The sequence below is a fragment of the Pseudomonas sp. WS 5059 genome (assembly GCF_012985525.1).
Lineage (GTDB): Bacteria > Pseudomonadota > Gammaproteobacteria > Pseudomonadales > Pseudomonadaceae > Aquipseudomonas.
On sequence record NZ_JAAQWO010000001.1, the window covers coordinates 267,085 to 293,526 of the forward strand.

The following is a 26,442-nucleotide window of genomic DNA, read 5'->3' on the forward strand; positions in this document are numbered from 1 at the left end:
CATGCTTAATGGATTGCAAAACTTCTTCGACCACAGCCGGCACACCCTGAGTGTGCGCAACGTCGAGGCCAGGCTCGATGTTCTGGCTTTTGAAGGTCAAGAACACCTGAGCCAACCCTTCACCTATTGCGTGGAATTCACCAGCACCGAGCGTGACCTGGCTGCGGAAAGTATGCTCGGCCAGGACGCCAGCTTCAGCCTGCACGCCGCACCGCAAAAGCTGCCGGTCGCCGGGTTCAGCGCTCCTGAGGTCAAACCGCTGCGCACCCTGCAGGGTGTGGTTACCGGCTTCAAACGCCAGTCCGGCTCCAATGACCAGGCCACCTATGCGATCACCCTGCAGCCGCGCTTGGCCCTGCTCGGTCGTGGCCGGCAGTTTCGCGTCTACCAGCACCAATCGGTGCCGGAGATCGTCGAAAGCATCTTGCGTAACCGCCACGGCTTGGAAGGTCAGGACTTTCTGTTCAGCCTGAAACGCGACTACCCCAAGCGCGAACAGGTCATGCAATACGGCGAAAGCGACCTGGCCTTTATTGCCCGCCTGCTGGCCGAGGTCGGCATCTGGTACCGCTTCACCAGCGACGAGCGTTTGGGCATCGATGTGGTCGAGTTCTGCGACGATCAACGCCTCTACCAATTCGACATCGAACTGCCCCTTCGGCCGCAATCCGGGCTGGGCAGCAGCGGCCAGGATGCGGTGTGGGAACTGCAATCGAGCCACGAAGTGGTCGAACAGCAGGTGCATTTCCGGGCTTACCACCACCGCGATGCCGGCGCCCACCTGAGTGGTGAAATCGACCAGAGCCGGGGCGCGACCACCACCTACGGCGAGGCCTACCACTACGCCGAACCCTACCGCGTACTCGGCGATGCGCAGTCCCAGGACGAAGACCTGGAAGGCGAAAGCGGTTACTTCTATGCGCGTCTGCGCCACGAACGCTACCTGAACGGGCAGACCCAACTCAGCGGCATCAGCAGCAGCGCCACCCTGGCGCCGGGCCAGGTGCTCAAGGTCTCCGGCGGTGCGCCCCAGGCCTTCACGCCGGGTGCGGTGATCATCGGCCTGACCACCAAGGCCGCCCGCGACCAAAGCTTTGAGGCCAACCTCCAGGCCATGCCCTATTCAGAAACGGTGTGCTTTCGTCCAGAACTAAAGGAAAAACCGCAAATCGCCGGCACTGTCCCGGCCCGCATCACCAGCCCACAGGCCAACGACCCCTACGCCCATATCGACCTGGAAGGGCGCTACCGGGTGAACTTCCTGTTCGATCGCGACAGCTGGAAGGCTGGTGAGGAAAGCGTCTGGCTACGCCTGGCCCGGCCCTACGCCGGCGACACCCATGGCCTGCATTTACCGCTGATTGCCGGCACCGAGGTAGCCATCGCTTTCGAGCAAGGCGACCCGGATCGCCCCTACATCGCCCATGCTTTGCACGACAGCCAGCACGTGGACCACGTTACCCTGCGCAACGACAAGCGCAACGTGCTGCGCACCCCGGCCAACAACAAGCTGCGCATGGACGACACCCGCGGGCAGGAGCACCTCAAACTCAGCACCGAACACAGCGGCAAGAGCCAGCTCAACCTCGGCCATCTGGTGGATGCCGAGCGCCAGCCTCGCGGGGAGGGCGCGGAACTGCGCACCGATGGGCATGCCGCGATCCGTGGCGGCAAAGGCCTGTTTATCAGTGCCGACGCCCAGCGCCGCGCGCAGGGGCCGATGCTGGAGATGACTGCTGCCGTGGGCCGGTTGCAGCAAGCCGGCGAGCAGTTGCAGGCCCTCTCGGTGGACGCCGAGGCCAGCCAGGCCGATCCGGCGGATGTGCAGGCACAACTGAATCTGCTGCAGCAAAACCTGGAACAGCTCAAATCGGCGGTGCTGCTGCTCAGCGCCCCCCAGGGCATCGCGCTGACCAGCGGCCAGCATCTGCAACTGGCCGCTGAGCACAACCTGATGCTCAACGCTGGCGGCCAGGCCGATATCAGTGTGGTCAGGCGCCTGTGCATGGGCGTGGGGAAGGGGCTAAGCGTATTTGTGCGCAAGCTGGGCATCAAGCTGATTGCCAACCAGGGCGCGGTGAGCATCCAGGCCCAGAACGACAAACTGGAGTTGATGGCACGCTATGGGCTGGAGGTCACTAGCACAGAGGACGAGATCCGCATTACGGCCAAGAAGAAAATCACCCTCAATGCCGGCGGCAGCTACATCACCTTGGACCCGTTCAGCATCGAGTCGGGCACCGAAGGGGATTACATCGTCAAGTCGGCGAGCTACGAGTACGTGGTGGGGGCTGCCAAACAAGTAGCGCAGACGCCACAACTTCCCCCGGTGACTGAGTATGACGCTGACTCTTTGAGTTCGACGGTTTTCTCGGGATGACTTCTTTTCGTGACCAGGAGGGAGCGCACCATGGTTGATGGTGTTTTCAAACGGCTTGCCAATATATTTAGCCCCAGTGATTCGAAATCGGAGGGTTCGCAGGAGCCGCTCTATTTGACGCCGGATGGAAAGCGGCTCCGAAATATGGGGCCAGTGACTGCCAAGTTGCGACCTGAGGCAATAAAAAATTGGAGCCACCCGTTCAAGGAAAAGAGCAATCCGCTAGAGCAACTAACGCAGCTGGCCAATGCAGCGTCGGGTTCATACCCGCTGGGAGTGGGCGGTCTTTGGCATGGCGGTGTGCATTTTGACAGCGGTACGTTGAGCAGTTTAGATAAAGCCAGTGTGCACTGTATCGCCGACGGTGAGGTGGTGGCCTACTGTATTGATCGGAACTCAGCAAAAACAGTTTATGTCGTCAATAAACTGCATTTGATGAAGCCTTACTCTCGTAACTTTGTACTCGTCCGTCACCGACTTGAGCCACCTGCGATTGAGGGAGAGACGGAGTCTCCTCCTCGCAGTCTATTTTTCTACAGTTTGTACATGCACTTGCAGGACGGGGCGACCTACGAAAGTGATTTAACCATTGACCGACCTTCCTTTTGGCCGGAGAGTAAAATTTGTTTCGTTCCGGAGACCGCGAAAGATGTAAGTGCCGGGACTCCCAAACAGTACGGACTGAATGTTCGTCATCGGGCGCACCAAGGTAAAGTACTCGATCTTCTGCCGAAAGGGGCACAGGTAACGGTCAGCGGCGAAGGTGATTTCCGCAAACTGGAAAGCTCCACGGGGCCAAGTTATCTGCAGAACGAAGACGGCTCGTTGCTTGGGTACGTTGATTTCGACCGCCTAGAATCTATTGGGGAGGGAGAGTATCGCCTCAAGGGTGATTTGAACGTTCATGTCGATCCGACGGTTCAAAGTAAAACCATTGGCCAAAAGCTGCCGACCGGAACCCAAGTCAAGGTCAATGGTGAGGGCAAATTTCGAAAGTTGGAGCACATCACTCAATACGTCTATATCAAGTCGCTACAAAGTCTGCGTGTCCCCCAGTATGACGGCGTACATGTGCTAAGTGAACCGCTGCCCATCAAGGCTGGAGAGATGATCGGCCACATCGGATGGTACCAGGACTATGCCGCTGACAGGCCGGAACAGAAGCTGCACCTTGAGGTGTTCAGTGAAGATGATGTGGGAAAATTCATCGAAGACTGCCGCAAGTGGGCGTTGAGTTTGCCCACTACGAGTAAGCCTTGGCTGAAGCTTGCCAAGGGTACTGCCGTTGTGGCCCATCAAGACCATTTCAATGCCAAACAACTACCTACCTTCAGTACGGCTGATGCGGTAAGCGGTACCGATTTGTTGGTTCCCAAAAGCTTGCTTGATAGTTTGCCTGCCGCAGAGAAAATCACGGTGCCTGCAATGGCAGGGCGCAAGGCTTACAACTGGTATCGCCTTAATCAGCTTCTCAACGATACCGACAACAAGCTATTGAATGGCTGGGTGCGCGAGGAAGTGGGCGTTACTCCATGGGTCAGTCCATGGGAATGGCAAGACTATGCTGTCATCACGGACTATACCTCTGCACCTGCCTTTATGGCGGCGTTCCTTCGATCACTTAAGCGTTTCACGGATCAGCAACTCCAACGCTATGGCGCGTTAGCTGATGCGGGGGACTCAGGGCCGATAAAGGAGCGGCTATGCCACATCATTGATCGTGATGGCAATAAGAAAATGACCGCGGAGGAAATACAAGCGGCAATTCGAATACCTGCGCACGCCCAGTCGATCTCGCGGTTAATTATCTGTTGCGAGAGCGAGTGGTATTACAAACCGCAAAAGTGGGATGGATTAGATGAGATTTTTGGTCATGGTGGCTCGACTCCGCATATTAACTGGTTGGCGGAGAAGGAGCGGATCAAACAGCTTAGTTGGTGGGGAGAAGTGGCGGATAAGGTTGGTTTGCCGGTGGATGGGAAGGTCTATCACTTTCATCCGGTGGGGCTGGCGGGATGGTTTAGTAACGTAAAGAAGCACCCGGAAATTTTTATAAATGGCATTAAAACGGAACTGAGGTTCTTGGAGTTGTATGACGGCTCGGTGATTGAAGAAAGTGATTTTGTTTTGGCGGCGGCTACGCTTGGTTGTGAAGTCGAAGCAATAAAGGCTGTCGCAATTACAGAGACAGGCTCTTTAGGAAGTTATTTTACGAAGGCGGAGGACGATAAGGTTGCAACTATATTGTTTGAGCGGCACTACTTTCATCAGTTAACAGGTGGTCGGTTTGATCATTCGGATCCGGATATATCATCCCCTGTTAGTGGTGGTTATGGCCTCCACTCAGCACAATATGGGAAGATGGTTAGGGCCTATCGATTGAGTGCTAGTGAGGCTTTGAAATCCGCGTCATGGGGGCGTTTTCAAATTATGGGGAGATATTTTTCCAACGCTGGATATTCCTCTGTTGAAGAATTTGTACGAGACCTTAATTGTTCTGAGAAAAATCACTTAAAGGCATTCGTAAGTTTTATAAAATTTGATGCAGTACTGTCTTCGGCGATTGTAAGAAAAGATTGGTTAAGATTTGCTCTTAAATATAATGGCCCTGCTCAAAAAGGGTATGATCGAAAGATGAGGGATAACTATAATGCGCTTAAAGGCTTATGATTTATTTGTTAAGGCCTTATTCTGTTTTTATTCAATGCTCTGGACTGGCCCAGTATGGGCAATGCCGGAAAAAATTTGTGATGGCGGGGCCGCGTTATTTCAGTGTCAAGTTGGCGGAGGAAGAGACCTTGCACTCTGTCCAAACTATATTGATGGGGCGTTGTCTGGAGTTCAGTATCGCTTTGGTCGAGAAAAAAATATAGAGCTTGCTTTTCCTGAGGAGGGTTTTGTTTTTGATGCTTTCAAGTCGAACCACTTTGTTCGCTATCAGGCTGACTACAAATTAATTAAATTTAACATCGGCTCTTATGTGTATGGTCTTTATAGTAACTACGATGGTGAAGGTGTTGGAGGTGGTGCGAGAAGTGCAGGAGTAGTGGTTTTTGATACATCTAAAAATTCGGCTGCGCAAGTGTCATGTGGGAAAATATATGTAGACGATCTTGAGAAAGTTATTTCCCACTTGGAGTGTGATGTCGACGATGCTTTGGGGTGTGTAACTAAGTGATTTTGTATTTAAGCGTACGGGTGTATAAATTCGTGGGAAGGGTGTGCTAAGTGGAAGTTTGATTTTTAACTTTGTGGGTTTGTTGGGTCTAAAGTTTGCGTTCCAACTTACTTATTTTATTGGTCTTTTAAAAGAGGTGTATTGCATGAAAGGCATCATCCGCATAGGCGACAAAACAACTGGTGAAGGTGAAGTTCTCTCCGGCTCCACCACCATGAAATTCGGCGGTATCGGCGTCGCCCGCGAAGGCGACCCCGTGGACTGCCCGATCCCAGGCCATGGCCGTACTGAAATCTCCGAGGGCCACCCGGTCTTTCGTGACAACGGCATCCCGATTGCCTTTGAAGGGCACGCCTGTGCCTGTGGCTGTACGTTGATTTCATCGCTGCCCGTTGCAGGTGCCAGCTAACTATGCCAGTCAGGATGGACCAGGTACCGGCCCTGGCGCTTCGGCCGGCCCGTCCTCGTATGTGGCGGTGGCTTGGTCTGTTGGTGCTCTTCCTGTTGTCGGGGGGAGGGGGGGCGCTGCTGTTCAGTACTGCACCGGTAAGCCAGCAGCCGCCTATGTTCTGGGGATTGGCCTTGGGCATCCCGTTTATGGGCTGGTGTGTGCTGAGTTCCGCAAGGGTGCTCTTGTATCTCGGCCAGCAACACGCGGCAGATGGTTGGAATGAGGCCCGTGAGCATGATTTGGTGCAGAGAGTTCGCCAAGGGCGGCGCTCACTGGAGGTATTGAGCGCAAGCCTGCATACAGCCTTGCGCAAACCGGACGAAAGCCCTGCAGCACAGATGGATGCGTTGCTCGGGAGTATCAAAGCCCTAAAGGCGCAACCCGCCCGACGGGATAGCGTAACGCTACGTCATAGCCGTTTGGCTGGCGATGTAAATGAAGACCCCGAGCCTGCATTGCTGCGCACGCTGGGGCAGTTGTTTATCGAACTGGCGCCGTCATTGAAGCAGTTGCCTGATGAAACGCCGCTGGCAGTGTTGCTGGAGGTCGAGAGCGGCTTGCTGGATCGCGCATGGGACCGTGTATGGCAACAGGCTTTGCGTAAGTCGGGTATCCGTCAAACGCTCGTCGTCTTGGAGGGGTGTGGTTTGCCCGCGCTGGACCAGTGGCTCGATGAGTGTAACGACGATCAGGCACTGCTGCTGGTGATTGCAGTGCACTTCGCACCGAAGCAGCCCGAGGCAACAGGTGAGGTGGTAGTGGGGTTGCTGCTTGGCAACCGTTTGACGCAAACGACTTTGCCTCCTGTGGCTGTTCTGCATCGACCGGAGCTTGAACAGCAACCATCGACTGAAGCGTTGCACTACGCCGTGACGCAAGCCTTGAACTGGGGACCGGTGGATGCGACATCGGTGCGCCATGTTTGGCGGGCAGGAATAGAGGCACAACGTCACGCGGCGATAAACACCGTACTGAGTGAGGTGCCCATGTCGGTGACGCGTGACCAAGGAATCCACGACTTGGACATATCGCTGGGCTACTCAGGCAAAGCCGCACCGTGGCTGGCCATTGCCGCTGCAACACAAACCATGCAGGGCGGCGCTGGGCCGCAGTTTATTTTCAGCGGGAGCGGCTGCACTGATGCAGGGCTCTGGAGCACAGCGATGACGCCTGTGCTGCCGCTTTCGAAATAGGGATCTCGAATGCAGTTTCGACGCATTGTAGGCTTCTGGGTGCTGGCTGGCATGCTGTTGTTGGCTGGCACGCTGCTGGGGGTGATGGTATGGCGCTACCCGGACTGGTTGGGTATTCAGCCTGGCAGCGAACGCCAGTCCTTTTGGCTGCTGGCGATCGCTGCAACCACGTTGATAGTGGTGCTGTTTCTGCTGGGTTACCACTTGCTGGGCCGTGAGCTGGGGCGTTCGGCGTATCGCAAGCAGGACGCAAAGAACCTCCAGCCGCAAGCGGCCCGTCCTAAATCTCACGTTGCTCAGGTTGCGCAAAGTGCCGTTCCCAATGGTGCTTATCTTCGAGAACGCTATGGCTTCTTCTGGCGGCGCAAAGTTCGACTCTTATTGGTGGTCGGTGAGCCTGAGCAGATTGAGGCGATTGCCCCAGGGTTGAGCGAGCAGCGTTGGCTGGAAGGGCAAAACACCGTGCTGCTGTGGGCCGGTAGCATCCAAGGTAAACCGCAAGACGCGTTGCTTTTGCAGTGGCGCGGCCTGTGCCGCAGGCGTGCGCTCAATGGGGTGGTCTGGGCATTGAGCAAAGACCAATGCACCGATGCCGCCGCGATGAGCGCCGGTGCCCGTCGCCTGCAAACCCTGGCCCGTGCGTTGCGTTGGCAGTTGCCGCTGCACCTGTGGCAGATCGGCGACAGTGCATGGTCTCAGGAGGAGCGCGATAGCCAGCCCGTGGGCTGCCTGCTGCCATCACGTGTCACTCCCTTGGTTTTAGAAAACAGTCTGGATAGTTTGCTCGACCCCTTGCGCCGTGCGGGCCTTGCGCAAATGCACGATGCCGTGACCCATGACTTCCTCCTGCGGCTGTCCCGCGATTTACAGGCCGAGGGCATTGCCCGATGGCGCCAGGTACTAACGCCGCTAATGGGCGCGTTTTCCCGCGGTGTACCGTTACGCGGCCTATGGTTCAGTCTGCCGGTGCCGCCTGTTGAGAGCACGCTTGAACACTTTTGGCCGGTGAATACGGCCTGGCAAGGCGTTCTCAACGATAAAGCGGCCAGTGGCCGTCGATTGGGCTGGAGCGCACACCGGATCACCTATGCGCTGGCATTGGGATTGGCCGTATTGTGGGGCGCCGGACTGCTGCTGTCTTTCGTCAGCAACCGCGCGCAGATCGCCCAGATACACACCTCACTTGCTGCCCTGCAACACTCCTCGCAGGGTGACGAACAACTCCAGGTCCTCAAAGATGCGCCACCGCGGCCCACGCCGGAGCCGCGTGACCATGTCGGGAAGCGTGAGCTTGACCAATGGCAAACCGAGCTTGATGAGCAAATCAAGAAGATCACGAAACATCCGATTAAACCGATTCCGGTGGCCGGTCTGAAGGTGCATGTTTGCTCGCTGGTGGCACCTGATTCCCCTGCCGGTAAGGACTGGGTGCCGGTGTACATCCACTCCAAGCTGATGATCATCAACGACGTATTCACCACTCACGGTTCGGCCAATATCAATACGCGCAGCATGCAGGTGGACAGTGAACTGAATATTGCCCATGAGTGGATGAGTGTGACGCAGGCGTTGCGGCGGCGGTTGTGGGATCTGCATACGGAAAAGCAAGGTGCTCAGGATGACCCGGCGGAGGCGTTCAAGGCTTGGCAATACATCATTAGTAAGAACAAAGACTTCCAATCACAGAAATTGACGCCTGATGCTCCGCTCGTTGAGTTTTACTACGGCGAAGCCACCCTGAAGGACCTCGACTAATGCGTCTAAAGCTCTTGTTGTCAGGCCTGCTCCTGGCCGTTTGTGGCACGGGCAGCGCGTTTACATTTCCGACGAAGGATACTTCCTTGAACCCGCTCACTGAAATCAAAGCTAACCTGGCTTTTACCTGTGTACACGAGCAGATCCCGACGTTGTCCGATGGGATTGATGAGATGTTCCAGTACGCCCGTTGGTTACAAAAGAACAATCAGCTCAAGCAGGAAAAAACCGTCGATGCAGAGATTGAACGGCTTTACCGTATTGCTGCCGAGAACGGTCATCACAGGGCGAATATCAACCTACAGAACGGCGCGATGCGTGGGCAGTTCAAATTGCGCGGTGCGGACCATCTGCGTCTGAGTCAAAATCTGATCGACGCAGGTGTAGCAACGGGTTACTACTTTATTGGGATCTTCTTACAGCAGGGGGCTGCCGGGTTGGAACAGGATCCGGAAATGTCGCTGCGTTATTACCGCAAAGCGGCGGACCAAGGTAATGCGCAAGCCCAAGCTTATGTGGCTGACAAGTTGGCGCCAATCGATATTGCTCCAGACGTTGCCCAGCAAATGCGCAGTTGTGCGGCAGAGCAGGGCAATGGCATGGCAGCTAGAGCGCTGGGTATTAATTTGTCGACAAAGGGGCGTTTTCAAGAAGCCCTTGATGCATTCCAACTCGGTGTCGCGGCTGGTGATGAGACCGCTGCTTATGCGTTGGAGCAGGGCTTTCGTGGTCCTCTTTCCGATAATCGTCTGCACTACCTTGGCCAACACCAAGATATGGAGCGTGCAGAACGCTACAAGAACATTGGCAAAGTATTAGGCGGGTATTCCTACGCGGACCCAAAGGTCCCCGAGATCAACGATATCGTTCCCTTGCCCCCGACCAAACTGCCGCCATGGGACGGCAAGCTGCAATGGCTGGAAGCACGCCTGGCCAATGTAGCGCCACCAAAACCAACCGACGCGCTGATCAACGAACTCGCCCGAGCCAAGCTGCTTGAACCAACCACCGGCAGATCCATGCCGGGCTCACCTGCGTTCATCAAGGCCAGCAGCCCCGCACCGACTTGCCAAAGCGGCCAGGCCTGCCCCTATACCGGCTACTGGCAAGCCTCGCGCCTAACCGACGCATCGCAAGCTAGTTTGCAGGGTGGCACGATCCGCCACTTCGAAGAGGGCGAAATCCTGCCGCTGCAAAGTGTCGAGCGTCACCATCGCCGCTTCCTACGCGCCGACACCACGACGATCGAGAATGAAATTGTTGAGTGGAGGCTGCTCGGATGACGCACAGATATCTGATTGTCGGATGGCCCCTCGAATGGTCGGCGCTCCTGATAGGCTCGGAAAATGGAAGGCCTGAATGAGCCTGCGCACTTTGATCGCCCGCTGCCTCGGCGAGCGCGACGCATTGTCCGTCGCCCGCGAGCAAGCCGCCCAATGGCAACCCTGGTTGCAGCCCATCAGCACCGACTCCCCCGTCGGCGAAGACCCCGGCTACGACGATGACTTCCAGCGCATGCGCGAAGAGGTCAACAAGCTCTCGGGCGCCGATGCCGAGCAGGTCGCCCAACTGGCGCAGAAGCTGTTGACCCACAGCTGCAAGGACCTGCGCGTTGCCACCTATTACCTGTGGGCACGCTTGCACAAGGACGGCGAAGTCGGCTTGGCCGATGGTCTCAGCCTGCTGGCGGCGTTAGTGGAACGCTTTGCCGACGCGGTGCTGCCCATCCGCCCCAACAGCCGCAAGATGGCCCTGGAATGGTTGGCCGGTGGCAAGGTGCTCGACACGCTGTCGCTGTACCCGGAAGTGGTCAAGGCCGAGGCCGAACGTACTGCCGCAGCACTCGCCTGGCTGGAGCGCGGACTGAATGTGTTGCCGCAGGAGCAGCGCCCTGATTTGGCGCCATTGTATGCCGCCTTGTCCGCGAGGCTGGCGCAGTCCGGCGGCATGGACGCGCTGGTGCCGCAGAACACCGCCAGCCATGAGTCAACCGCGCATGCGCCAGCGCCGCAGATCAAGTCCGGGCGTGATCTATTGGACAGCGGTCGGGCATTGGCGGGCTACCTGCGTGAGCAACCCCTGGGTTGGCTGGCGGCTCATCGGTTGATGAAGAGCTTGCGTTGGGACACCGTGCATCAGACACCCCCTCAGGAGGCTAACGGCAACACGCGTTTGGCGCCGCCGCGCGGTGAATACCGGGCACAGCTCAAACGTTTGTACCTGCAACAGAACTGGTCGGAGCTGATCGAGCAGGTCGAGCGGATCTATGCCGAGGGCGTGAACCATTTCTGGCTGGACCTGCAGTGGTTCTTGTATCAGGCCCTGAGCAAACAACCCGCGCCGCAGGATCGCTGGGCCGATATCGCCAAGCGTGACCTGGGCATGTTCCTTGAGCGCCTGCCGGGTCTGGAGGTGCTGTGCTGGAGCGACGGCAGCCCGTTTGCCGACGAAACCACCCGAGAGTGGATCGCCCAGCACGTCAGCGGCAACCAGCCCCAGCAATGGTTGCCCGTACCCTCGGCGGCACCGACCACTGGCGATACCGACATCCTGTCCCTGGAAGGCGAGGCCGTGGCCCAGGCTGACAGCGACGGCGTGGATCAGGCACTGGCCTGGCTGGCCGCACGCCCCGGTATCCACACCGGGCACCAACGCTGGTTGCTGCGCCTGTTGATGGCGCGGGTGGCCGAGCAGTACAGCAAGAGCGACCTGGCCATCCATCTGTTGGCCGAACTGGACGCCACGGCGCAACGTCACGCCTTGGCCGAGTGGGAGCCCGAGCTGAATTTCGAGGTCAAAGCGCGGCTGCTCAAACTGCTGCGGGTGAAAGCCCAGCGCAATGACGCCGACAAACCTACCCTGGCGCGGCGCATGGAAGCTTTGCTGGCGGCGTTGGTAGCCATCGATCCGGTACGCGCCGCAGTGCTTTGCGGCTAACCCTCCTACATCAGGATTCTTTCTGTGAACATGGACAATCTGACACTGCGCTACTTCGATGCCGAAATGCGCTACCTGCGCGAGGCCGGCAAGGAGTTCGCGGACGCGTTCCCGGATCGGGCGGCGCAGCTCAATCTGGACAAACCGGGAGCGCAGGATCCCTATGTGGAGCGCCTGTTCGAGGGCTTCGCATTCTTGATGGGCCGCTTGCGCGAAAAACTCGACGACGACCTGCCGGAACTGACCGAAGGCCTGGTCAGCCTGCTGTGGCCGCATTACCTGCGCACCATTCCATCGCTGTCGGTGGTTGAACTGGTGCCTGAACTGACGCAGATGAAACGTAGCGAGTTGATCACTCAGGGGTTTGAGGTGCTGTCGCAACCGATCGGCCCGCAACGCACCCGTTGCCGTTACACCACCACCCAGGACTTGACCCTGCGACCGCTGGCACTGGCATCGGTGGGGCGCGGTCATGAAATGGATGGTCGCTCGGTGTTGCGGCTGCGCTTTGCCTGTGGGGCGTTGACTGACTGGAGCTTGATCGACCTCAGCCGTTTGCCGTTGTACCTGAATGCCGATGCGCCGCTGGCCAGCGCGTTGCATCAGGCGCTGACCCTGAATGCACAAGCGATGTATGTGCGCTGGCCCGGCCAGACCGAGCGCCATCCACTGACCGCGCATTTTGCGCCCAAGGGCTTTGCCGATGAAGACCGGCTGTGGCCAAAGGGCGACAGCGCCTTCAGCGGTTACCAGTTGCTGTTGGAATATTTCAGTTTCCGTGAAAAATTCATGTTCGTGACCTTGTGCGGCCTGGAGCAGTTGAAGATTGCGCCTGGCACGGCCTGGTTCGAACTTGAAGTGGTGTTGCGTGAACCCTGGCCAGCCAACTTCGACTTGAGCAGCGAGCACGTCCGCCTGCACGCGGTACCGGTGATCAATCTGTTTGCGCTGGAGGCCGACCCGCTGACCCTGGCGCCCTTGCAAACCGACTACTTGCTACGCCCGATGCGATTGCAGGACGGTCATACGGAGATCTATTCGGTGGACCGGGTCACTGCGTCGAGGAACGCCGAGCGCCAGGACTACGTGCCGTTCACCAGCTTTCGTCACAAGGGCGGCATGCTGCGCTTTGATGCCCCAGAACGCTACTTCCATACGCGCCTGAAGCGCGCAGCGAATGGTTTGCATGACACCTGGTTGATCCTCGGCGGCGAGGGTTTTGACAAGGACCGCCTGCGCGAGCGTGAAAGCCTGTCATTGCGCTTGACCGGCACCCACGGCCAGTTGCCGCGCAAGGCACTGCAAAGCACCTTGCTCGATACGGTGGTGCAGTCCACCCAGGCCGGTTTGCGCGTGCGCAATCTGTGTGCGCCGACCTTGCCGTGTTATCCGCCGAACCGCGACCGCTTTCACTGGCGGGTGCTCAGTCACCTGGGATCGAACTTCCTGCCGATGCTCGACAATGCCGAGGTGCTGCGCGGGACGTTGGCGCTGTATGACTGGACGGGCAGTGAGCTGAATCGCCGTCGTTTGGCGGCGATTGTCGAGGTCAAACATCACCTGGTGCAGCGTTTCGAGAAAGGCTTTCTGCTGCGTGGGGTGGATATCGAAATCACCCTGGATGCCAATGGCTTTTCGGGGGAGGGCGACATCAGCCTGTTCGGCGAGATGCTCAACCGCTTCTTCTCCTTGTATGCCGACATTCATCTGTACACCCAGCTCACGCTGATCCTGCAACCTACTGGAAAGTGCCTGCGATGGAACGAGAACCACAGTCAGCGTATTCCCGGCTGAAAGCCGGCGGCCTGCTCGACGCCCTGCAGGACCAAGTAGCCGAGGCTAACCTGTACCGCTTTTGCCAGTTGCTGGAGCAGGCTCTGCCCGGTCATCCGCCTTTGGGCAGTACCGCGCACCCGGCTGATGATGCGGTGCGCTTTCGGCCTGATCCGGGTATGGGCTTTCCAGCCAGCGAGTTGAAGTCGATTGAAACCGATGTAGCTCATCCGGAACGGCCGGCGACAGTACGCACTCGTCTGCTCGGGTTGTACGGCGTCGACTCGCCGATGCCGACGGTGTTTTTGGATGACATCGCGCAGCGCCGGGAAGGGCATGAAGCGTTGGAAGCCTTCCTGGATATTTTCAACCACCGGATCTTCACCCAGTTCTACCGGATCTGGCGCAAGTATTCCTACCCGGCGACTTTCGAAGCAGGCGGCACCGATGCCACCTCGCAATGCCTGTTGGGCCTGATCGGCTTAGGGATTCCTGGCACCGCCCAGCAGATCGCCACGCCGGTCTCGCGTTTTCTGGCCCTGCTCAGTGTGATGCGCCTGCCCACACGTAATGCCGAGGGCATCACCGCGCTGGTCAAGTTACTGGCGCCCAACACCCAGGCGCAGGTGACCCCGCATTGGCCACAAAAAATTGCGTTGGAACATCCGGCCAGCCTTTCCCGCCAACGTCCAGTGAGCTTGTCCCAGGGGACGCCGTTGGGCAGCGTTGGCCTTGATGCCAACAGCCAACTGCGGCTGACGCTCTACACAGAAGACACGCAGGAAGCCATCGGCTGGTTGCCCGGTGGTGAGTTGTACAGCGATCTGCTGGTGCTGCTGCGCGTGTACCTCGGGTGGCGCTGCACGGCGAAACTGCAGTTGTCATTGCCAGTGCACAGCCTGCCCGCACCGGTGCTGGGGCAAGCCCCTATTCGGTTGGGCATGACCGGGGTGCTGGGCTTGGGAAGCGATGCTTGGCAGGTGGCCGAACACGACACTCTCACGATCAACCTGGGCCGCTACCAAGGCCTTTCGATTAATCCCCACAATAGGGAAACACAGCATGTTGCGTACCGTTTTTAGTCTGGTGATATTCGCGGCTCTCGGCGGGTGTGGTCTGGCCCAGACCGTTGCGGATGGCACGGCATCCACTACCAAGGCGATCTTCTACAAGCAGGTGAAAACCCTGCATCTGGATTTCAGTGCACGCGCGGCGTTGAACACCTCTGCCACGGACATGAGCGCCTTGTCGGTGCCGACCCTGGTGCGGGTGTATCAATTGCGCGACAGCAAGGCGGTAGAGCAGGCCACCTACGACGGGCTGCTGGGCGATGACAATCAACTGCTGGCGAGCGCGTTGTTGGACAAACGCTCGGTGGTGGTGAAGCCCGAGGAAGGCGCGCAGTTGAATGTGCCGATGGACAAGGACGCGCAGTTCGTCACGGTGGTGGCGTTGTTTCGCAGCCCTGATACCCAGTTGAACACCTGGCGCCTGACGTTGACCCGTGATGACCTGGACCCGGATCGGGCTCGGGTCATCGAGCTGGGGGATAATCGCTTGACCCTGCGGCCCTTGGCAAAGGACTGAACCATGACCGAGTACAACCCCTCGCTGTACGAAATGCTGCTGCAAAATTTCGACGGTGAGTTGGATCTGCATCAGGTCAGTGAGGAAGACCAGCACGCCCTCTCGGTGCTGGACAACCTGCAGCGGATCCTCAACAGCCGCGCCGGTGCGCTCAGCCATCTGCCCGATTACGGGCTGCCGGACATGGGCCTGATCCTGCAGGGATTGCCCGCCACGGCCCATGGCTTGATCGGCACCATGACCGCCACCCTGCTCAAGTACGAACCGCGTCTGGCAGCGGTCTCCATCGAACTGCAGCCCCAGACGCTGCCGGGGCATCTGGAGTATGCCCTGGACGCGCAACTCAAAGATGGGCAGCACGTGAGCTTCGGCACCACCCTGGCGCCCGAGGGCAAAGTGCTGGTGCGTCACTTGAAGCGACAGCACTACCTGACCAAGCCTTGAACCTAGAACGGAAGGGAAACCCAATGACGGCGTTGTTTGAGATGCGTATTCGAGTCGGCGGTGATCCACGCGGCTTCAGTGAATTTACGGTATTGCGTGAGGAATTGGCCAAGCTCAGCCATCCTGCTTGCCCGGATGTGGACTGGGCCAAGGTGGAGCAAAGCTGCCTGGCGTTGTTCCAACAAAATGGTGCCGACCTACAAACAGCGTGTTTTTACACCTTGGCACGCGGTCAACGTCATGGGCTGGAGGGCATCACCCAGGGCGTGGTGTTGCTGGAAGCCCTGAGTCGCGAGTGGGCACGCCTGTGGCCGCCGATGGCGTCGGTGCGTCCGGACCTGCTGGGGTGGTTGTTCGATCAGTTGCAACCGCTGATGCGCAGCATGGCGATGACCGCCCACAGTGTGTCCGCGTTGGTTCAACTGGACACCGAGCTGGCACGTTTGCATGCGCGTTTACTTTCTCAGGCGGCGAATCCTCTGCAGACATTGCAGGCTCTGCGCTACCAGGTGGGCAGCCTTATCCAGCGCCTTGAACAGCGCTATGCATCGGGCGAAATAGTGCTGGATCCCGTTAGAGTGATGACACCGACATTGGTGAAACCTGTGGTGATCATGCCTCCCCCTGACGTGGAGCCACGCAGGCGACGTCTGGCCTTGTTGCTGTTTGCCGGGATGCTGATTATCGCCTTGCTCGCGGGACTTGGTTGGCAGACATGGCTGACAAATCAAGACCGTCCACCCCTCATGCCCGAACCCGTGCGATTGGACAGCCTGTCGCTGTTCGATGCCGGCAGCGCAATCCTGAAGCCAGGCTCGACCAAAGTACTGATCAATGCCCTGGTCGGTATCAAAGCCCAACCGGGCTGGCTGATCGTGATCGCAGGGCATACCGATGCGACCGGACCTGTGGAACAAAACCTGGCCCTGTCCCACGCCCGCGCCTCAGCCGTGCGCGACTGGATGCAGCAGATGGGCGACATCGCCGACAGTTGTTTCGCGGTGCAGGGCTTGGCGGCCAAACAGCCTATCGCCAGCAATGCGACCGAGGCCGGACGTACCGTTAATCGGCGTGTGGATATCCAACTGGTACCGCAGGTGGGTGCCTGTGAGCAGACCGCATTGGCGGGGGAAAGTGGTCGATCATAAAGTGCCGACCCAAGTGTTCACCTGCAAGGCGAGCTCCTTTCCTTTCAGCGCGCAATGGCTCTTGGCTGTGGCCGAGGCCACCCGAACCGCATTACCCTGCCCAAGCGTTAGCCCAACTTCGCAGGGGCAATACTTCAAGCAGCGCCCCCGGTTGGAGCGAGATCTGCGCAAAATCCCGCTCCGAAGGCTCACACCTTGACGTTACGCCCCGCCGGCAGCGCCACGATCAATTCAATCAGCAAAATCCCCACCAGCAACAACACCGGCAGGTTCCAGTCTCCACTGTGTTGATAGAGTGCCCCGACTACCAGGGGCCCCGCGACGGCAATCAGATAACCCACCGTTTGCGCCATGGCCGAAATACGCGTGGCGGTGTCGATGCTGGCGGCCTTGGCAACGAACAGGAACGTCCCCAGAGAAAGCCCGGCACCTTGCCCGAAGCCGAGCACACCGGCCCACACGATGGCGCTGGGCAAAGGCGCATACATCAACCCCAGTGTTCCGGCCAGGCACAACAGGATGACTGAAGTGATGTGCGGGCGATGGTCCTGGGTGCGCGCAGCCAGCAAAGGCGTGAAAAAACTGGCGACCATCAGGCTCAGTTGCGAGACCGAGAAAATCAGCGCCGCAGTAGCCACATCGGTGCCACGGTCCCTGAGTAGGGTGGGCATCCACGGCAGAAACACGAACAGGTTCAGCACTTGCAGTCCGAAAAACAGCGTGATTGCCCAGGCCGTGGGGTTGCGATAAACGTTAACGCTCGGCCCGCTATGACCGCTGCCCAACCCATGGTGCGCGGCGTGCCGCAACTGTGGCAACCACAGTAACAAGGCCAGCAAGGCCGGGACGGCCCAGAGCCCGAGGGCGTGGAACGCCGAGGCGCGATCAGCCCCCAGCCATTGGAACAGCGGCAGCGAAACGCTGGCACCCAGTACCGCACCGGCTCCAAGCATCAATGCATAGATCCCCATCACCATACCCATGCGTTGCGGACCGAAGCGTTTTCGTGCGAGCACGGGCATGATCACGTTCATCACGGCAATACCCACACTGCCCACTACGGTGCCCACGATCAGCCCGGACTCACCCAGCCCGCGAACGCTGCAACCGATGCTTAGCAGGATCAGCGCGAAAAACAGCGCACGCTCCTCTCCCAGCCAGTGTCGCAACCTTACGCCGGCCATGGAGAACAGACCCAGCAGTGCCAGAGGTAAGGTCGTCACCAGCAAGGTGGAGGTAAAGCCAAGTTGCAGGTTCTCCAACAATGGGCCAACTGTTGTGAAGATCAGCCGCAGGTTCAGCGACACCAGGATAAAACCCACCCACAGCAGCCATGATTGCGCCGCGGTGGTATTGACTTGAGGTGAAACGGTTGAGGTGTCCATCACTGTTCCAACTCCACCAGGACCAGGCTCTTGAGGTGGCCCGCGCAGGCTTCTTGCAACGCCAGCGGTGCCTGGTCCAGGCCTTTGACCAATGTGTGGGCAATCCGAATACCGCTGCCGCGCTGCCACAGCGCCAGTTGCCGGATCCAGGCGTCAAACATTTCTGGTGCCTCTTCGTCGGCACTGAAACCGCGTATCGTCACGCCCTTGAGAATCAGCTGGAAGGTGTCGAGCTCCACCGGTGCCTTCAGGGTTGCGCTGTGGGGGTTCAGTTCCGCTGACACTGCACCGAGCAATACACAACGTGCACCGTGCCGGGCGATCTCCAGCGCGGCCGCCAGTTGTTCGCCGCCGACCATGTCGACGATAACGTCAATACCCTCTGGAGCAACGCGGGCCAGTTGCTCGCGGATTGGCTCGCCTTCGCGTGTGACCACCGCGTCATAACCCAACTGCGCCTGCATCCAGCGGGCTTTCTCCTGGTTGCTGGTCGTGCCGATGACTCGCGTAGCACCCAGCAGTCGGGCGATTTGCCCGGCCATTGAGCCAATCGCGCCTGCACCGCTGGTGACAAAGACCGTATCGCCCGGACGCACTTGCACGCCCTTGACCAGCGCGGCAAAGGCGGTCCAGCCATGCCCGAGCCACGCGGCGGGGTCAACGACCGGGCTGTCGATGTACGTGCATTGTGCGACCGGCACCATTGCATAATCGCGCCACCCCAAAGGATGCATGACCAGGCTGCCGATGCTCAGATCAACGCCGGCGCCGACCTGTACCACCTCGCCAATGGCGCCATCGGCGAGCGTGTCGCCAGGCTTGAGTGGTGGAAAGGGAATGCCCTTTACCTCCTCGGCACCCGCTTCGGCCATCAAGCGGGTAGAGATAGAGACACGAAACCAGCGGTTGCGCACCAGTACTTGCCCGGGGCCGGGTGCTGCAAGCGCGGTTTCGACCACCGCAAAATGTTCGGCCTTGAGTGCGCGTGAGTTGTAACCGAGTAGTTTGACCTCGCGCGCTTTGAGTGTTTGTTCCGTCATGAACGGGCTCCTGCTGTATTCATTTGGAGGTTCCTGGGGCGGTGTAGCCGTTGAAGGTTGGAAACTACGAGATGCCAGAGGCCGCAAGGCGGGCAACGCTGATCGAGCGCCGGGCTCATTGCGCGGCGCCTGCGCGGCAGTTAGGTCTATTTGGCGTTGAGCCCCACCATGCGGCGTATCAGGCTGGTGCTTTGGTGGTAGTCGTAGTCCAGCACCAGGCGATCGCGCAGCAGGGGCTCGCTGAGTGCGTGCTGCTCTTCAAACACCAACGCCCGTGTGGAGTGCTCACTGGCGGCCACGTCCCACACCAGATTCATCAGCAGGTTCTTCTCTCTGGCGCCCACGCTTTGCGTGTCAAGAAACCAGGAGAACTTCTGGCCAAAGGCGGCGTCGGCGGCCAAGTCTTTCTCGTTGAACCTGAGGATCAGGCCTTGTCCGCACAGCTCTCTGAGCAGATGCAGCACCCGGGGCAGTTTTTCCATGGCAAATACCCGTCCGGCGGCCAGTGCGTTGGGGCCAGGCAGCAGTATGTCGCCGTCGGACATCTCGGCCGTTTCGATGGACGCGATGCACATGCCTTTGAGTATTTCTGAAAACTGCACTATTTCGCTGACCCGCTGGCGAACCACCGCAATACCCTCAAGGCCCAGGACTTCCATGATCACCTTGGCCAGTCCGGCGTACAGGTCCGCCTTGGTTTCCAGACGCACCAGCGTGTACCAATGGCTGTATGAGGTCCACAGGTTGAAGAAACCGGCGTTGGCCAGTTCTGGGACGTTTGCCGCCATGATTCGCCAGCGTGGAATGAACACGTTATCGAATACCACCATCGCCTCGGCTTCTTCGCCTTTGGACGTGAGCGGGTGGTCGTAGGCGCTGGCGTGGGGCTGGGAGACAATCTCCCGGCAGAAAATTTTCACCCCCGGCGCATCGGCAGGGACGTAGGCCCAGAATGACTCGTCGGGCGCCGCGGGGTGCAAACTGCCGACAAATATTTCATTGGATTGCGGTGCTACCGTGCCCACGCCTTTGACGCCGCTGATCCAGATGCCCTCGGCGTTTTGCTTGTTGATCCGCATCACCGCACGATCGGGCGGCGTCAGGTTGAGGTCGGTGCCGTGGGTCCGTGCCCGATAGCCTTGAGGGTCAACAATGGCCTCGGACAAATACAGGCTGTTGCGCTCGGCGTAGTCATGGTAATCGGTGATGTTTTCTGCGTACTCGGGGCATTTTTTCCTGAATGTCGGCAGGTGTCCCATCATGCCGACGGCGAAGCTGGCGATCATGTCCAGGCTACGGCAGTGGGTGCCCCAGGTTTTTTGCGCAACGTACATGATTGCGCGGCGTCGCGACGCCAAGTCTGCTTTGTTTCTGGGGGGCATATAGGCAGAAGAGGCCAGGTAACCGTCGGGGCGTACGTACGTCAGAATGTCGTCGTGTTTACCGCTGAACTGTTCCTCGTAGATTTCTGCAACTTGCGATATGCCGCCAGCCGTAGAGAAGTGTGTAGTCACATCTTCAACAACTTGGCCTTGATAAATAACAGTGCGGTCATCACGCAGTGAAGCTTTGAAGGATTCTGCACTTTTCAGATATTTACGCTTGTTTTGCAGATCTGGCATGGTAGCAACCTCAGTAATGTTCAACGTTGTTTGCGTAGGCTCTGGCCCGCTGTCTAGCGCTGGATCAAGGACAACGTTCTAGCGCCACTATAAGATTCAGATGGGAATTAATGTCGTTACAGACTTTGGCGATCCGGATTCTCTGTTTGGCATTTCGAGTACGCGTTGTTTCCCACCCGGACTCTTGTCTTGTTGACCGGGTGTCATGAATATTGAAGTTCGTGCAATGTGTTCGAAGTTGCAGCAACCCGGTATTTCAAAGCGTGTTTATTGCACTGTCCTACGGCTGTAGCCGGCGATGTTTCCAGCCTTCGGCGCAGCGGTCATAGCGCAGCCGCTCATGCATCCGCCCGCTGCCGTTGGCCCAGAACTCAATTGACTCAAGGCACAACTCGAACAGGCAATATCCGGGTGGGCGTGGCAGCGGGCCGCCGACTAGTGCCAGACGCTGGGCTTGCGCGCGCAACGACTCAATATCGATGAGTTCTTCACTCTGGCGCGAGGCCACCGACATGGGGTGGGTTGCATAGGGCCGACTCTGCCACTGTGCGTCGGCGCGCTCCGACGAAAGCTGCTCGGCGATACCATTGAAAATGATCTGCTGACTGGTTTCACGCCAATACAGCACCCCCGAGGCCCAGGGATTCTCCAGTAGTTCGCGCCCTTTCTGGCTGCCGGCATGGGTGGCGAACACCAGGCCACGCGTACTGATTTCGCTGATCACGATGATGCGTGTCGATGGCCGGCCCTGGCTGTCGGCGGTGGCCAGAGCCAGCGCCCGAGGTTCGCGGATGCCCACGCGGCGTGCACGCTCCAACCAGTTGGCCAGCACGACCATGGGATCGGCGGGCAGCGTCTGGTACTCGGGAAACGGCGCATCCAGCGTGCCGGTGAGAGACTCCGACATACCTTTGCCCAGCAGGGGCTTGCCTTGTAGTGAAGGGTTCATAGCACGATGGTCCCCCGGCCGAACGTGACGCCATTGCCCGATACTTCAACCCGAGTCAGTTGATCGGCCCGGCCCTCAGCCCTGGCGAACATCAGCGACGGCCGGCCGATTTCCACGCCCTGCAGAATCTCGATCTGCTGGCCGAACTCGATCTGGCCGTGGCGTGCCAGGTGAATTGCCAAGGGCCCGGCCGCAGAGCCGGTGGCGGCATCCTCGACCACGCCATAGGCCGGTGAGAACATCCGGCTGCGCCACTGCCGCCCTGCGCCGGCAAAGCAGTTGATGGCCATGTCATGGAAGCTGGCAAGGGCACGATGGTCGGGGTGCAGCGCTGACAGCGCGGCAATATCCGGCAAGCCGACAAACACATGGCGCGGGCCGTTGTGATAGATCTCGATAGGAAAGGTCGAGCCGCTGATCCCCAAGGCGCTGAGCAATTGCGCATCGCGTCCCAAGGTGGTCCAGGTCGGTATGGGCTGGTCCATGCTGGCGGCGATGACGCTGGTGTTGTGGCGCTCCAGTTCAAAAGTGATGGTGCCCATCCGGGTTTCCAGGTACAGCCGGTGATTGTCGGTCTGCGCACCCAACGCAATAGCGGTACCCAGTAATGGATGGCCGGCAAACGGCAGTTCGTTGACCGGGGTAAAAATCCGGATCAACGCATCGCCACCGTTGCGCGGCTTGAGCACGAAGGTGGTTTCCGACAGGTTCATCTCGCGGGCGATACGTTGCATTTGCGTGGACGACAAGTCATCGGCGTCAAAGAACACCGCGACCGGATTGCCTTCCAGAGGGACGCTGGCAAAGGCGTCGATGATGACGTATTGGTGCATGGTTATCTCCCGGCGGCCGAAGCGCTGCTGTCGACAGGTGTGTGGAGGAGGGCATGGCGTAGCAGGTCGGCGATGATGCGTGGGCCTTCCTGGGTCAGCAGCGACTCGGCATGAAACTGCATGGATGCAAACGATGGCCCACGCAGGGCATGTACTTCCCCGGTCTCGCTGTCGCGGCTGATTTCGACGGTTCCGATGCCGTTGATGTCTAGGCGGTCACTGCTGCTCTGGGCGGCGAAGGTGTTATAGAAACCGACCCGTTCGGCGTGGCCAAACAGGTCGATCTGTTTTTGCACGCCCTGGTTGGGAATGGCTCTGCGTTGCAGCTCCAGGCCCAGGCACAGACTCAGCACCTGATGACTCAGGCACACCGCGAGGAACGGTCGCTGCTGGCGCAGCAAGGAGCGGATGGCCACGTGCAGATGGTCGATTTTTGGCAGTTGGGTATCGCTCGGGTTACCGGGGCCTGGGCCCATGATCACCAGGTCATAACCATCAAAGCTGTATTCGTCGCGCAAGCTGCACACCGTTACCACCAGACCCAGGGCACGAAGTTGCTTGGCGATCATCGAGGTGAAGGTGTCTTCCGCGTCGACGATCAACACCTGGCGCCCGTTAAAATCGGCATGGGTCTGTTGCCGTTGCTGGCTGTCCATCAGCCAGAAGTTGGAAACGTAGGCATTGCGGCTGGCCAAAGCCGCCCGCACCTGCAGGTGGCTACCGAAGCGCGAGGGCGCCTGGTTTTTCAATGCGCTAATCAGCCCGGCGGCCTTGGCCCGGCTTTCGGCAGCTTCGGTCACTGGATCAGAGTGGCGCACGATGGTCGAGCCCACGCTGATCTGCACCTGGCCGTTGCCATCGATGTCGGCGGTGCGAATCAGGATCGCCGAATCCAGAGTACGCCCCCCCTTGCCGTCGCTGCCGATCAGCGCAGCCATGCCGCTGTAGTACCTCCGGCCTTGTGGCTCATAGCGTTGAATGACCCGGCAGGCGCTTTCCAGTGGACTGCCGGTGACGGTAGGGGCGAACAGGGTTTCGCGCAGGATTTCGCGTACATCGCGCCGGGTCTTGCCTTCGATGAAGTATTCGGTGTGGGCCAGGTGGGCCATTTCCTTGAGGTAAGGACCGAGCACGCGGCCGCCGTCGTCACAAATGCGCGCCATCATTTTCAGTTCTTCGTCGACCACCATGTACAGCTCGTCGGCTTCCTTGCGGTCGGCCAAAAACTCCATGACCTCTGCCAGGTTGGGACCGGCGGGCGGATAGCGATAAGTACCGCTGATGGGGTTCATCACCGCAAGCCCCTCCTTGACGCTGATATGGCGCTCGGGGGATGCACCGACGAAGGTGCGGTTGCCGGTGTGGATGATAAATGTCCAATAGACACCTTTCTCCCGCTCTAGCAGATGACGAAAGAACGACAGGGCACTGGCTGGTCCGTATTCGCTGATCTCGGCGAGGAAGGTGCGCTTGATCACGAAGTTTGCGCCTTCACCGCAGCCGATTTCGTTGGTGATCACCTGGCTGACGATCTCGGCGTAGCTTGCGTCGCTGAGGTCGAAGCGCTCGTTGTTCAACTGGATGGGCACGTCGGGCAGCAGCCCCAGTAGCTGTTCGATGCCGATGGGCTGCTGTTCGGTGATTTTCATCGCCAGCAATGGCGACTGATCGTCCACGGCGTCAAAGCCACGCTCGGCAATCTGGTGGTAGGGAATCAGCGTCAATACATCCAGGCGAGGCGCGCCGATCGAGGTGGCGGGCAAGTCGATATCGGCCAGGACCGTGGGCTGCGACATCTCGCCTATCAACACGTCCAGCAGTCCCGGGCCGCCGGACTCCGGCCGGTACAGCAGGGCAAACGGCTCGGGCGCCGGTTGCAGGATGCGCTCCATAAGGCGGGCGGCGGCTTGGCTCATGACACCACCTCGTCAGTGGTGACGACCATGGCACAGCGGCTGGCGGCGTATTCGATGGCCATCCAGTGGTGTTCCTTGCTGAAGTCGGCAATAGCGTCGGCCACGAGGAACGGCTGGATATCGTTGGAGTAGGCATCTACGGTCGAGATCAGCACCCCGACATGGGCATACACCCCGCACAGGATCAACTGATCGCGCTCATTGGCGTGCATCCGCTCCAGCAGGTCGGAGTTGAAGAACGCACTGTAGCGCCACTTAGTCAGCAGCCAGTCGCCAGGCTTGGGCGTCAGGGCGTCGACCACCTCGCGGTCAGTGGCGCTGGCCTGCATGCCGGGCCCCCAGAAGTCCTTGAGCAGCCCGCGTTGCGCTTCGCTCATGCTGCCAGGCTGGGCGGTGTAGGCCACCGGCACGCAGTTGTCAGCCGCCCACTGGCAAATGCGCGCGGCGTTGCCCACCACTTCTTCACGCAGGGCGTCGGGCAAGGGCCGTAGGAAGTAGCGTTGCATGTCATGCACCAACAGTACGGCGCGCTCGGGGTCGATACGCCATTGTGCGAGGTTGACAGGCAGGTCGCGGGAGGTGGGTAGGGCATACGGGACGATGTTTGGAATGCCGGTCATGCGACAGTCTCCAGTGGGAAGTTTGCAGTGGGGGCTGCTTGCCAGCCGTTCCAGGCCATCACTGCGGCGAGTGCCTGCTGGGGATTGAGGCGTGGGTCGCAGAGACTGGTGTAGTGGCGGCTGACCTGGAGCAAACCTGCCGCGTCTGTCGCGCATTCGCTGACGTTGTCGGGGGTGGTTTCCAGGTGAAGGCCGGCGGCCACGCCACCGGCTGAAGTCACGGCATGCTTGAAGGTGCAGATTTCCTCGCTAATGGTTTGCACCATGCGGGTCTTGTTGCCGCAAGGGGCGACGATAGTGTTGCCATGCATCGGATCGCTCAACCAGATCACCGGATGGCCGGCTGCACGTACCGTTTCTACCAGCGACGGTAGGCGTTCGCCGACGGCCTGTGCGCCCATTCGCGCAATCAACGTCAACCGTCCTGGCTCGCGTTGCGGGTCGAGCCGTTCGCAAAGCCCCAGCAACTGCTCGCGACCCATCTGCGGGCCGACTTTGCAGGCCACCGGGTTGAGCACCTGGCTGAGCAGCGCCACATGCGCGCCGTTCAACTGTCGGGTGCGCTCGCCAATCCAAGGCCAATGGGTCGACCCCAGGTAGGCCCGGTGCTGGTGATCCTTGCGCAACATCGACAGCTCGTAGTCGAGCAACAGCATCTCGTGACTGGTCCACACCGGCGGGGCGCCTTTATCAAGATCGCGCGGGGCGTCCCAGCCCAGGTGACGCATGATGTTGCGCGCCGATGCATAGCCCTTGAGGATCCGCTGTGGGTTGGCCTGACGCTGTCTGGCATTCGCCGCATGACCGTTGACCATATCGCCGCGATACACCGGCAGCAGCTGTTCGCCGACCTGTTCATGGGGCTTGGATCGAGGCTTGGCATATTGCCCGGCAATCCGCCCGACCCGGATTACCGGGCGGCCCCCGGCCTTTTGCAGCGCCCCGGCGAGCGTCTCAAGCAGTGCGGTCTTGCGTGTCACGCTGTGTACCTGGTGGTCGTCGATGTCTTCGGCGCAGTCGCCGCACTGCATCACCAGCGCCTCGCCCGTGGCGACACGGGCAAGCTGTGCACGCAGTGCCAGGGTATCGCCAACCCGGATCAACGCCGGGCTGGCCCGCAGGCACTCCTGAACCTTGCGCAGGCACGACGGATCGTCCCAGTCGGGTTGCTGCAGCACCTCGCAGCGCTGCACGCGTTGCAATAAATCGTCCATTATTGACCCTGCTTGGC

The 26,442-nt window shown here is 59.3% G+C and carries 21 protein-coding genes; 13 read left to right on the top strand and 8 right to left on the bottom strand.

The features are described 5' to 3' along the window. Position 1: 1 nt before the first annotated feature. From HBO12_RS01235 to HBO12_RS01295, 13 genes are all read left to right on the top strand, one after another. Positions 2-2,380 (top strand): type VI secretion system Vgr family protein, encoded by a 2,379-nt coding sequence (locus tag HBO12_RS01235; protein ID WP_170041194.1) that lies wholly within the window; start codon positions 2-4, stop codon positions 2,378-2,380. A 30-nt stretch (positions 2,381-2,410) separates the two neighbouring features. Further along, a complete protein-coding gene (locus HBO12_RS01240) occupies positions 2,411-5,050 on the top strand; it encodes an N-acetylmuramidase family protein (RefSeq protein ID WP_170041195.1) in 2,640 nt (879 codons plus the stop codon). After that, positions 5,031-5,558: a hypothetical protein gene (locus HBO12_RS01245; RefSeq protein WP_170041196.1), complete on the top strand. Its 528-nt coding sequence runs from the start codon at positions 5,031-5,033 to the stop codon at positions 5,556-5,558. Before HBO12_RS01240 ends, HBO12_RS01245 begins: the two co-directional genes overlap by 20 nt. A gap of 145 nt (positions 5,559-5,703) precedes the next feature. Further along, on the top strand, positions 5,704-5,967 hold the full coding sequence (locus tag HBO12_RS01250) for a PAAR domain-containing protein (RefSeq protein ID WP_038846786.1): 264 nt from the start codon (positions 5,704-5,706) through the stop codon (positions 5,965-5,967). 155 nt (positions 5,968-6,122) lie between these two features. Next, positions 6,123-7,202, top strand: a complete 1,080-nt coding sequence (locus HBO12_RS01255; protein WP_262376868.1) for a hypothetical protein — start codon at positions 6,123-6,125, stop codon at positions 7,200-7,202. 9 nt (positions 7,203-7,211) lie between these two features. Continuing rightward, positions 7,212-8,957 carry a phospholipase D-like domain-containing protein gene (locus tag HBO12_RS28285; RefSeq protein ID WP_262376869.1) on the top strand — a complete coding sequence of 582 codons (1,746 nt, stop codon included), beginning with the start codon at positions 7,212-7,214 and terminating at the stop codon, positions 8,955-8,957. Positions 8,958-9,043: 86 nt separating this feature from the next. Continuing rightward, positions 9,044-10,240: an SEL1-like repeat protein gene (locus HBO12_RS01265; RefSeq protein ID WP_346343179.1), complete on the top strand. Its 1,197-nt coding sequence runs from the start codon at positions 9,044-9,046 to the stop codon at positions 10,238-10,240. Positions 10,241-10,316: 76 nt separating this feature from the next. Next, positions 10,317-11,894 (top strand): type VI secretion system protein TssA, encoded by a 1,578-nt coding sequence (tssA, locus tag HBO12_RS01270; protein ID WP_170041199.1) that lies wholly within the window; start codon positions 10,317-10,319, stop codon positions 11,892-11,894. Between the two features lie 24 nt (positions 11,895-11,918). Beyond that, positions 11,919-13,688 (top strand): type VI secretion system baseplate subunit TssF, encoded by a 1,770-nt coding sequence (gene tssF, locus HBO12_RS01275; RefSeq protein WP_170041200.1) that lies wholly within the window; start codon positions 11,919-11,921, stop codon positions 13,686-13,688. Further along, positions 13,652-14,749 carry a type VI secretion system baseplate subunit TssG gene (gene tssG / locus HBO12_RS01280; protein WP_169952897.1) on the top strand — a complete coding sequence of 366 codons (1,098 nt, stop codon included), beginning with the start codon at positions 13,652-13,654 and terminating at the stop codon, positions 14,747-14,749. Before tssF ends, tssG begins: the two co-directional genes overlap by 37 nt. Next, positions 14,730-15,254 (top strand): type VI secretion system lipoprotein TssJ, encoded by a 525-nt coding sequence (gene tssJ / locus HBO12_RS01285; RefSeq protein ID WP_169952899.1) that lies wholly within the window; start codon positions 14,730-14,732, stop codon positions 15,252-15,254. Before tssG ends, tssJ begins: the two co-directional genes overlap by 20 nt. 3 nt (positions 15,255-15,257) lie before the next feature. After that, the gene (gene tssE, locus HBO12_RS01290) at positions 15,258-15,698 is read left to right on the top strand and encodes a type VI secretion system baseplate subunit TssE (RefSeq protein WP_170041201.1); all 441 of its coding nucleotides are present in this window, start codon (positions 15,258-15,260) and stop codon (positions 15,696-15,698) included. Between the two features lie 23 nt (positions 15,699-15,721). Then, a complete protein-coding gene (locus tag HBO12_RS01295) occupies positions 15,722-16,846 on the top strand; it encodes an OmpA family protein (protein WP_170041202.1) in 1,125 nt (374 codons plus the stop codon). 188 nt (positions 16,847-17,034) lie between these two features. Here the strand turns inward: HBO12_RS01295 and HBO12_RS01300 are convergent, their stop codons facing one another. The 8 genes from HBO12_RS01300 to HBO12_RS01335 form a co-directional block, all read right to left on the bottom strand. Next, positions 17,035-18,231, bottom strand: coding sequence for an MFS transporter (locus tag HBO12_RS01300; protein ID WP_169952905.1), 1,197 nt, complete (start codon positions 18,229-18,231; stop codon positions 17,035-17,037). After that, complete coding sequence (locus HBO12_RS01305; RefSeq protein ID WP_169952907.1) at positions 18,231-19,271, bottom strand: MDR family NADP-dependent oxidoreductase; 1,041 nt, start codon at positions 19,269-19,271, stop codon at positions 18,231-18,233. The genes HBO12_RS01300 and HBO12_RS01305 overlap by 1 nt, the downstream gene beginning before the upstream one ends. 146 nt (positions 19,272-19,417) lie before the next feature. After that, a complete protein-coding gene (locus tag HBO12_RS01310) occupies positions 19,418-20,893 on the bottom strand; it encodes a 4-hydroxyphenylacetate 3-hydroxylase N-terminal domain-containing protein (protein WP_170041203.1) in 1,476 nt (491 codons plus the stop codon). Between the two features lie 280 nt (positions 20,894-21,173). Beyond that, positions 21,174-21,800, bottom strand: coding sequence for a phenazine biosynthesis FMN-dependent oxidase PhzG (gene phzG, locus HBO12_RS01315; RefSeq protein WP_275941748.1), 627 nt, complete (start codon positions 21,798-21,800; stop codon positions 21,174-21,176). 38 nt (positions 21,801-21,838) lie between these two features. Then, positions 21,839-22,675 (bottom strand): PhzF family phenazine biosynthesis protein, encoded by an 837-nt coding sequence (locus HBO12_RS01320; protein ID WP_169952913.1) that lies wholly within the window; start codon positions 22,673-22,675, stop codon positions 21,839-21,841. A 2-nt stretch (positions 22,676-22,677) separates the two neighbouring features. Then, entirely contained in the window at positions 22,678-24,591 is a 1,914-nt protein-coding gene (locus HBO12_RS01325; RefSeq protein ID WP_170041204.1) for an anthranilate synthase family protein, read from the bottom strand. Continuing rightward, on the bottom strand, positions 24,588-25,211 hold the full coding sequence (locus HBO12_RS01330) for an isochorismatase family protein (RefSeq protein WP_170041205.1): 624 nt from the start codon (positions 25,209-25,211) through the stop codon (positions 24,588-24,590). Before HBO12_RS01330 ends, HBO12_RS01325 begins: the two co-directional genes overlap by 4 nt. Then, positions 25,208-26,425, bottom strand: coding sequence for a 3-deoxy-7-phosphoheptulonate synthase (locus HBO12_RS01335; protein WP_169952920.1), 1,218 nt, complete (start codon positions 26,423-26,425; stop codon positions 25,208-25,210). The genes HBO12_RS01330 and HBO12_RS01335 overlap by 4 nt, the downstream gene beginning before the upstream one ends. Positions 26,426-26,442: the final 17 nt, after the last annotated feature.